At 74.4% G+C, this 8,748-nt stretch carries 6 protein-coding genes; 3 read left to right on the top strand and 3 right to left on the bottom strand.

What is annotated here, in order from left to right; genetic code table 11:
- Positions 1-152 precede the first annotated feature (152 nt).
- Positions 153-845, bottom strand: a complete 693-nt coding sequence (locus AOK09_RS27695; RefSeq protein ID WP_055589977.1) for a metal-dependent transcriptional regulator — start codon at positions 843-845, stop codon at positions 153-155.
- A 170-nt stretch (positions 846-1,015) separates the two neighbouring features.
- Between AOK09_RS27695 and AOK09_RS27690 the strand changes: the two genes are divergently transcribed.
- On the top strand, positions 1,016-1,777 hold the full coding sequence (locus AOK09_RS27690) for a sugar isomerase domain-containing protein (protein ID WP_055589976.1): 762 nt from the start codon (positions 1,016-1,018) through the stop codon (positions 1,775-1,777).
- A gap of 115 nt (positions 1,778-1,892) precedes the next feature.
- Here AOK09_RS27690 and AOK09_RS27685 read toward each other — a convergent pair whose 3' ends face one another.
- Positions 1,893-3,284, bottom strand: coding sequence for a PAS domain-containing protein (locus tag AOK09_RS27685; RefSeq protein ID WP_055589978.1), 1,392 nt, complete (start codon positions 3,282-3,284; stop codon positions 1,893-1,895).
- A gap of 168 nt (positions 3,285-3,452) precedes the next feature.
- On the opposite strand from AOK09_RS27685, the gene AOK09_RS27680 reads away from it, so the two are divergent.
- Positions 3,453-4,358, top strand: coding sequence for a DUF4231 domain-containing protein (locus AOK09_RS27680; RefSeq protein ID WP_063796090.1), 906 nt, complete (start codon positions 3,453-3,455; stop codon positions 4,356-4,358).
- A gap of 178 nt (positions 4,359-4,536) precedes the next feature.
- Entirely contained in the window at positions 4,537-5,430 is an 894-nt protein-coding gene (locus AOK09_RS27675; RefSeq protein WP_055589974.1) for an alpha/beta fold hydrolase, read from the top strand.
- A 7-nt stretch (positions 5,431-5,437) separates the two neighbouring features.
- Here AOK09_RS27675 and fxsT read toward each other — a convergent pair.
- Positions 5,438-8,748 (bottom strand): FxSxx-COOH system tetratricopeptide repeat protein (gene fxsT / locus AOK09_RS27670; protein WP_055589973.1); only part of this gene is annotated, 3,311 nt, incomplete at its 5' end.

Below are 8,748 nucleotides of genomic sequence, written 5' to 3'. Positions count from 1 at the left end.
TGTGTATAAGAGACGGGAGAGGGGCCGTCACCCGGTGCGCTCGGGGTTCCGGGAGACGGCAGCAGAGGGCGGAGGGTTTCGGCGCCGGGGAGCGCCGAACCCCTCCGCCCTCGGCCGTTCCGGCGGCGTGACGCCCGGCGACCCCCGGCGGGTCAGACCTTGGCGACGAAGACGTGCGAGGCGATGTCCCGGTCCAGCTCGGCGGCCTCGCCGCCGCTGCCGACCAGCACACCGCCCGCCGCCTGGGTGACATGGACGACCGCCCCGGGCTGGACCCCCGCGCGACGGAGCGTCTGCATCAACGCGGCGTCAGTCTGGATGGGCTCACCGATCCGGCGGACCACCACGTTCTTGCCGTCGCCACCGGGGGCGAGGGCGTCCAGGGTGATCAGGTCCGCGTCGAAGCCCTCGTCCGCCGCGGGGGCGTCGCCGAGCTCGCTCAGTCCGGGGATCGGGTTGCCGTACGGCGACTCCGTGGGGTGACCGAGCATCTCCAGCACCCGGCGCTCCACCGCCTCGCTCATCACGTGCTCCCAGCGGCAGGCCTCGGCGTGCACCTGCTCCCACTCCAGGCCGATCACATCCACCAGCAGGCACTCGGCCAGCCGGTGCTTGCGCATCACCCGTACGGCCAGCCGGCGCCCCTCCTCGGTGAGCTCCAGATGGCGGTCCCCGGCGACCTGGAGCAGCCCGTCGCGCTCCATCCGGGCGACGGTCTGGCTGACCGTGGGCCCGCTCTGCTCCAGACGCTCGGCGATGCGGGCGCGCATCGGGACGACGCCCTCCTCCTCAAGCTCCAGAATGGTCCGGAGGTACATCTCCGTCGTGTCGATCAGTCCGCTCACGGCCGCCGGCTCCGTTCCTAGAATTCCTCCCTCCAATTCTGGCCTATCGAAGCGGCATCGGGGCGGCGCTGTTGACAGCGGGGCCGGATGGGCCTCACGGTGCTCGCCGTGGACATGAGGTCCAGACCACTCGGCTGCACCGCGGACACCCACGAGAGAGCAGGCAGACCATGACCGACCTGGCCGGGCAGTACTTCGACGCCGCCGTCTCACTGCTGCAGCGCGCCCGTGACGAGGAGGCGGAGAACGTGCAGCGGGCCGCCCGGGTGCTGGCCGACACGGTGGCGGAGGGCCGCCGGGTGTTCGCGTTCGGCGCCGGGCACTCCGCGCTGCCCGCGCAGGACGTGGTGTACCGGGCCGGCGGCCTGGTACCGATGAATTTGCTCGCCGTACCCGGGGTGACCGGGGTGGACGTGGTGCCCGCCCCGCTGACCAGCGCCCTGGAGCGGGTGTCGGGGCTGGCCACGGCCACCCTCGACGCCAGCCCGGCCACCCGGGGGGACCTGCTCTTTGTGATCTCCCTCTCCGGCCGCAACATGATGCCGGTGGAGCTCGCCGAGCACGCCCGAGGGCGCGGGCTGACGGTGGTCGGCCTGACCTCGCTGGCCTACCCGGGGGCGGTCTCGTCCCGGCACCCCTCGGGGACGTACCTGAAGGACCACTGCGACATCGTGCTGGACACCAAGATCGCGGTGGGCGACGGCGAACTGGCGGTGGAGGGCGCCCCCACCACCTTCGGCCCGGCGTCCACCCTGGTCACCGCCGCGCTGCTGCAGGCCGTGGTGGCAGTGGCGGTGGGCCTGCTCGCCGACCGGGGGGTGACCCCGCCGCTCTTCCGCTCCGGCAACGTCGACGGCGGCACCGAGTGGAACGACCGGCTGCTGGCCGAGCAGGCCGACCGGGTCTTCTACACCTTCGGCCGGGGCCGCTGAGCCCGGGCGGGTACGGGCGGCGGCCCGGGCGGATCTGTACGGCAGCCCGCCGTCCGGCAGCACGGGCGGCGGGCACAGCGGCGCGGACCGGGGCGGTCCCGGCCCCGGTCCCGGCTCAGTCCGGGCAGCGGCCCGACAGGTCCACGGCCGCGGCCACCCGCGCGGCGATGTCCTCGGCGTAGGCGAGGTCCGCCCGGTCGAAGCGGCGGCGCCCGGGACCGCGCAGAAAGGTCAGCACGCCCACCGTGCGGCCCCGGCTGCGCAGCGCCGTGCACAGGCCGTGCACGGTGGCGGCGGGCCAGCGGCGGTCCACCGCCCAGGCGGTGTCGCCGCCGCCGGTGACGCAGACCGAGCCGCCGCGCTCCAGGGCGCGCAGCGCGGGGTGCAGCTCGGAGTAGCAGACGGGGATGCCGGAGGGTTCCGGGCCCGGGTCCTGGCCGGCCGTACCGACCGGGGAGGCGGCGGCGCGGACCAGCCCGCCGGAGTCGCCGTCCACGGCGAGGTCGAGGTAGGCGTGGTCGGCGAAGCCGGCCAGGACGAAGTCCAGATAACCGACGGCGCCCTCCATCGGGTCCTCGCACTCGGCGGCGGCGAGACCGGCCCGGCGCAGCTGGGTCGCCCGGAACCGCAGCACCGTGCCCTCCTGCTCGGCCTGCTCGCGCTGGGTGACGTCCTCGAAGAGCCAGGCGACGCCGAGCGGCACCGGTTCGTCGCCGAGGGGGGAGCCCAGCCGGACGAACTCGCTGCGCCAGCAGCGGCGGCGGCGCTCGTCGTCGCCCCGCAGGGTGCCCCAGAGCTTGACGCCGCCGAGCGGCTCACCGGTGCCCAGCACCTGCTGGAGCGCGGACTCCAGCTCCTCCACGCCGTCGCGCAGCACCTCGCCCAGCGGATGGCCCAGCAGGGCGCTGCGCTCCACGCCCAGGGTGCGGGCGGCGGAGGCGCCGACGGCGGCGGGCCGCAGATCGGCGTCCACCAGGACGACGGCGAGCGGTGCCTCCTCGAAGAGCGCCTCCGAGAGGCCCAGGGACCGCTCCAGATCCACCTGGGAGCGGGCCTCGGAGAAGGCGAAGTAGAGGCCGCCCCGTTCGGTGTGGCCCTCGGGGTGGCCGTCGGCGGCGGGGATGTCCCTGACCGCGGAGACCTGGGCGCGCACCAGCACCCGGCGCCCGTCCCGGGTGAGCAGGGCGAACTCCTGCACCCGCCGGCGGCCCTCCGCGGCGGCGTCCTCCAGCAGGGCGGCGACCGCGACGGCGTCGGCCTCGCGCACCGCCCAGCCGGCCAGCCCCGGCCGGCCCACGGCCTCCTCCGCGGACCAGCCGAGCAGCCGCTCGGCCTCGCGGTTCCAGTGGGTGACCGTGCCGTCGGAGGCCAGCGCGCAGAGGCCGACCTCCATGGCCTCCATCAGCGCGGCCAGCAGTGTGCGGTCGCGCGGCGGCGCGGCGCCCGCCTTGCGGAGCCGCGAGCCGGACCCTGTCGTCCCCGGTGCCGTCGGTCGCTGTGCGGTCATGGTGCCCACCTCCCCCACACGCACGCTCATTCAACCCGGGGGATACCGGCTGTACACCGGATTCCGCAAATCCCCCACCCAAATCGACCCGTCCGTGTGCTGTGCGGCCGCCGCCGTCCCGTCCATACTGGCCGCGGCCAAGGACCCGACGACGGGGGGTACGGATCCATGTCAGCTGAGTCACGCCGGGTGGTACGGGAGCACGAACTGCTGCCGGAGCTGTTCTGGGCGGCGGACGGCGCCTCGATGCAGGGCCAGCGGACGACCGTGGCCATGTCCCGCTTCCAGCTGCTGCTGCTCACCGCGGCCGCGGTGGCGGGCTCCGCGGACAGCCCCTGGATCGCGGCGCTGTCGGCGGTGCTCTTCTTCCTGGCGATGTGCGCCTCCGGGCTGGCCGGGCTGCACAACCCGCAGGGGCTCTGGTACGAGGGCCGGGCGGTGGCGGAGTCGGTGAAGACGCTGGCCTGGAAGTACGCCGTACGGGCCGACGCCTATGTGCCGCCGCCGACCGCCATGGAGGACGCCGAGTCGCTCTACCGCCTGCAGCTCACCGGGGTGCTGCACGCCTTCCGGCGCAGCCGGGCGGTGCCGCCCGGTGCCCGCGCCGACGTCACCGAGGGCATGCAGCTGCTGCGCGGCGCCTCGCTGGCCGTCCGGCGGGACGTCTATCTGCGCGAGCGGGTGCAGCAGCAGCACGACTGGTACGTCAACAAGGCCCGCTACTGCGAGCGGGCGGCCCGGATCACCGGCTTCCTGTCGCTGGTGCTGCCGCTGCTGGGGGTGGTGCTGTCGGTGCCGCGGATACAGGGTGACTTCAGCTACGACATCCTGGGCGCCGTCGCCGCGCTGGCCGCCTCCTCGACGGCCTGGGCGCAGCTGCGCCAGTACCGGCCGCTGGCGTCGGCCTACCGGCTGACCGCCGACGAGCTGGAGCTGATCCGGGTGCAGCTGGTCACGATGGACCTCTCCGCGCCGGACGCGGAGGAGCAGTGGGCGCGGCTGGCCCGGGACGCGGAGGACGCGGTCTCCCGGGAGCACACCACCTGGCAGGCCCGCCGCGAGGTGCGGGGCTGAGCCCGCCGCGCCGCGGGGCACCCGGGCCCTGGTGGGGCACGGCGGCGGGGGCGCAGGACGGCGACGCCCCACGGCCGGCCGTGCGGGGCCGAAACAGGGCGGCTGAGCGGGGCCCGTACGGGGAAGAACCCTCTCTGGGTTGGTGCCGCGCGGGCCGGCGCCGGGGGGAGGCGGCACGGTGGTGCGCGTCGTACGGACGCCGGACGGCAGGGCGCTGGCGGTGGAGAGCCGGGGCGACCCGCACGGCAGCCCGGTCTTCCTGCTGCACGGCACCCCGGGCAGCAGGCTGGGCCCGGCACCTCGCGGTGCGGTCCTCTACCGGCTCGGTGTGCGGCTGATCGTCTTCGACCGCCCGGGGTACGGCGGCTCCGACCGGCTGCCGGGCCGCCGGGTGGCGGACGCGGCGACCGATGTGGCGGCCATCGCCGACGCGCTGGAGCTGGACCGCTTCGCCGTGGTCGGGCGCTCCGGGGGCGCACCGCACTCGCTGGCCTGCGCCGCGCTGCTGCCGCAGCGGGTGACCGGGGCCGGGGTGCTGGTGAGCCTGGCGCCGCGGACCGCCAGCGGGCTCGACTGGTTCGCGGGGATGACGGAGTCCAACGTCCGCGAGTACCGGGCGGCCGCGATCAGCGCCCGGCGGCTGGCCGTCAGCCTGGAGCAGCGGTCGCAGCGGATCCGGGAGGATCCCTCGGTGCTGGTGACGGAGCTGCGTGGGGAGCTGCCCGAGTCGGATCTGCAGGTGGTCGCCGACGCGGGCATCCGGGCGATGCTGGTGAGCAACTACGCGGAGGCGCTGCGGGAGTCCGCCCACGGCTGGATCGACGACGCCCTGGCCTTCAGCCGGGACTGGGGCTTCGATCCGGGCTCCATCAGGGTGCCGGTGCTGCTCTGGCACGGGCAGGAGGACGTCTTTTCGCCGGTGCAGCACACCCGCTGGCTCGCGGAGCACATCCCGGGCTCGACCCTGGAGGTCGAGCCCGGGGCGGCGCACTTCGGGGCGCTGGATGTGATGCCGAGGGTGCTGGCCTGGGCCGCCCGTCTGGCGGCGGCCCCCGACCGCACCGCTTGTTGACGGTTCGTCACATCGGCTGGGGCTCCAGGTCGGTGTAGGTCCGCTGCCAACCGCGCATGGCGAGCGCCAGCGGATGGCCCTCGTCCAGGACGGACAGGCAGTCCGCCAGGGCCAGCGAACGCATCTCCTGGGCCTCGGCCTGCCGTCCCGAGGCCCGCAGGGTGACCGCGAGGTTGGCGCGGCAGGCCGCGGTCTCCGGGTGGCCCGCGCCCAGGCTCGTGGTGAGTCCGTCCAGCGCGGCGCGCTCCAGTTCCTCGGCGTACCGCAGATCGCCCGACTCGGCCCTGAGGCCCGCGGCGTTCATCATGGCGCCGAGGGTGAAGGGGTGGGCGGGGCCCAGGGCGGTCCGCAGCCCCTCCAGTGCCTCCTCGGCGACCCGGCAGGCCCGGGGCAGCGCGCCGCTGCCCCGCAGATAGACCGCGAGATTGGTGGCGCAGGCCAGGGTGAAGGGGTGGTGCTCGCCGATGGTGCGCTCATAGCCGTCCAGTACCTGGGCCGCCAGGTCACGGGCCTTCTCGTCGTCGCCGGCGGCGGAGAAGTCGGCCGCCAGGTTGAGCGCGCAGGCCAATGAGTCCGGGGCGTCGAAGCCGTAGCGGCGCAGATAGAGGTCGTTGGTCTCGGCGGTGAGGCGCTGCGCCTCGTTGTGGCGGCCGACGCGGCGCAGCGAGACCGCGAGGCTCTTGGCGCTGCGCAGCGTCTCGGGCAGGTCCACTCCCAGCACCTCGCGGCACTCGGCGAGGACCTCCTCCAGCAGGTCCACCGAGCCGGGCCAGTCGCCGATGTCCCGGAGGTCCCGGGCCAGGTGGGACTTGGTGGCGAGGGTGTACAGGTGCTGGTGGCCCAGGACGTCGCGGCGGCCCTCCAGGGTCTCCTGGTCCAGTTCCCTCGCCTCGGCGGAGCGGCCGACCAGGCGCAGGTCGACGGCGAGGTTGTTGGCGACGGCGAGGGTGCGGTGGTGCCGCTCGCCGAGCATCTCCTTGAACTGCCGGTGGATGTCGCGGTCGCGTTCCAGCGCCTCGTCGAAGCGGCCCAGCGCCCGCAGGTCGGCGGCGAGGCTGCCGGAGGTGGTGAGGACGTCGGCGTGCCGGGGGTTGAGCACCGCCTGCTGCCGTTCCAGGGTGGCCTGGTCGAGTTCCAGGGCCGCCTGGTAGTCGCCCTTGGTGCGCAGCACATTGGCGCGGTGGAAGCGCAGGCTGAGGGTCTGGACGTCCTCCATGCCGAGCTTCTCGGTCCACACCTCGTCCAACTGGCCGCCGAGGGCGAGGGCGTGGTCGAACTCGCCGCGCTTCCACAGGTAGCGGACCCGGTCGATCAGCAGCTGCCGGGTGGCGGGCTCCCGGCAGTCCTGGGCCTTGGACGGACCGAGGTGCGGCCACAGTTCCTCGAAGCGCTCCCAGTTGCGCGGGTCGTCGGTGTCGCCGCGCTCGGGCCGGGCGTCGACCAGGATGCGGTGCACCTCGTGCATGGCCTCGTTCTGCTCGTCCGGGGTGAGCCGGGAGCGGATGACGGCCTGGACCAGCCGGTGCACCTGGATGCCCTTGCCCTGGCCGCCCTTGGCCAGGGCGTAGCGGTTGATCGCCTGGATGGAACGGCCCAGCAGATAGCCGGCCTGGGGCTCGCTGTCGAACGGCAGCAGCGCCTCGCGCATCCGCCTGCTGTGCACCAGGTTGAGGGAGATGGGCTCGGGGGCGAAGAAGGCGCAGAGCTGGAGCAGCCGCACGGCTGCGGGGTTCTCCTGCTGGAGGCGGGCGATGGAGACGTTCCAGGTGGCGGTGACCTCCCTGGGGTAGTGGGCGGAGGTGGCGACGCCGAGCGCCTCCTCGGGCTCCTCCTGCAACTGCTCGACATAGTCCTTCACGGGAGTGCCGGTCTCGGCCAGCCAGGCGGCGGCGACCTCCACGGCCAGCGGCAGGTCGCCGACGGCGACGGCTACCTGGTCGGCCTCCTGCTCGGTCATCGACGGGGAGCGGCGCCGCAGGTGCTCGATGCTCTCCCGGCGGTCGAAGACGTCCACGGGCAGCGCCTCAGCATGCGCCGACCAGGCATGGTTGCGGGAGGTGACCAGGACGTGCCCGGAGCCGCCGGGGAAGAACTGGCCGGCCTCCGCGGGGTCGTCGGCGTTGTCGAAGATCAGCAGCCAGCGGTCGGTGACGGTGCCCCGCCGCAGTGCCTCCCGCGCCGCCTCGGCGGCCTCGGAGACGCTGTCGCCGATCCTCAGCTTGAGCTCGCCCGCGAGTTCGGTGACGGCGGGGCTGACCCGGGCGAGTTCGGCCGCGAGGGCGGCGAGCGAGGTGGTGATCCGCTCGGCCTGCTCGGCGTTGATCCACCAGACCAGGTCGTAGTCGGCCATGAAGCGATGGGCGTACTCCTGGACCACCTGGGTCTTGCCCACGCCGCCGAGACCGTACAGCGACTGCGGGGTGGGCAGCACCGCGGTCATCCCGGCGCCCAGCTGGTTGCGCAGCCGCTCCAGCACCTGGGCGCGGCCGGTGAAGGCCGGGTTGCGGGTGGGGACGTTCCACACCGCGGGCTTGGTACCGGGGAAGCGCGGCCCCCCGTCACCGGTCCGCGCGGTGGCCTGGTCGGGGCGGCCCAGCGCGCGCAGCACCGCGGACCTGGCGGGCCCCTCGGCGAGGTGCAGCAGGTCCACCGAGGAGGCCGGCCGTACGCCGGGGGCGTTGCGGACATCGCCGACCCGCAGCTGGACCAGCTGCCGGCGCATCCCCGACGGGTCGCTGCCGGCGACCGCGCTGAGCAGCTCGCGGCCCTGCGGGTTGCGCAGATAGGCCATGGAGAGCAGCACCACGGTGCGGCGGGCCGGTTCCGAGACGGCCTCGGGCTCGTCCTCCGGGGCGGGTACGGCACCGACGTCCCGCGCCACCACCTGGAAGCCGGCCTCGCCCAGCACCGCTTCGATCCAGTCCGCCCACATCCGGTCCTCGGCCGCGTACGACAGCACCAGTTCGCTGGGCCCGGCGGGGCGGCGGCGGGTGAAGGCGTCGACGGCGCGCAGCCGCTCCGGTTCGGGGACGGGCGGCATCGAGGAGACCCGGCCCTCGGTGACGAACGAGGTCAGGCGCTCGCAGGAGGCCAGCATGGAGGAGGACAGTCCCGGGGTGTCGCCGAAGGTCGCCAGGATCTCCTCGTAGGCGTAGAAGGGCCGGTACGGGATCTCCACCGCGCCCCAGTAGCCGGCCAGTTCGTCGTCGCGCAGCCCGTGCGGCAGGCCGTCGAAGCGGAGCCTGGCCAGGGCGCGTCCGGCGTCCGCCTTCTCCTTCTCGCCCTCGTCCACCCGCATCGGCACCGGCAGGATGCGGA

It is taken from the genome of Peterkaempfera griseoplana, assembly GCF_001418575.1.
Lineage (GTDB): Bacteria > Actinomycetota > Actinomycetes > Streptomycetales > Streptomycetaceae > Peterkaempfera > Peterkaempfera griseoplana.
The sequence above is the reverse complement of the archived record's forward strand: the minus strand, read 5'-3'. Positions and strand labels throughout refer to the sequence as shown.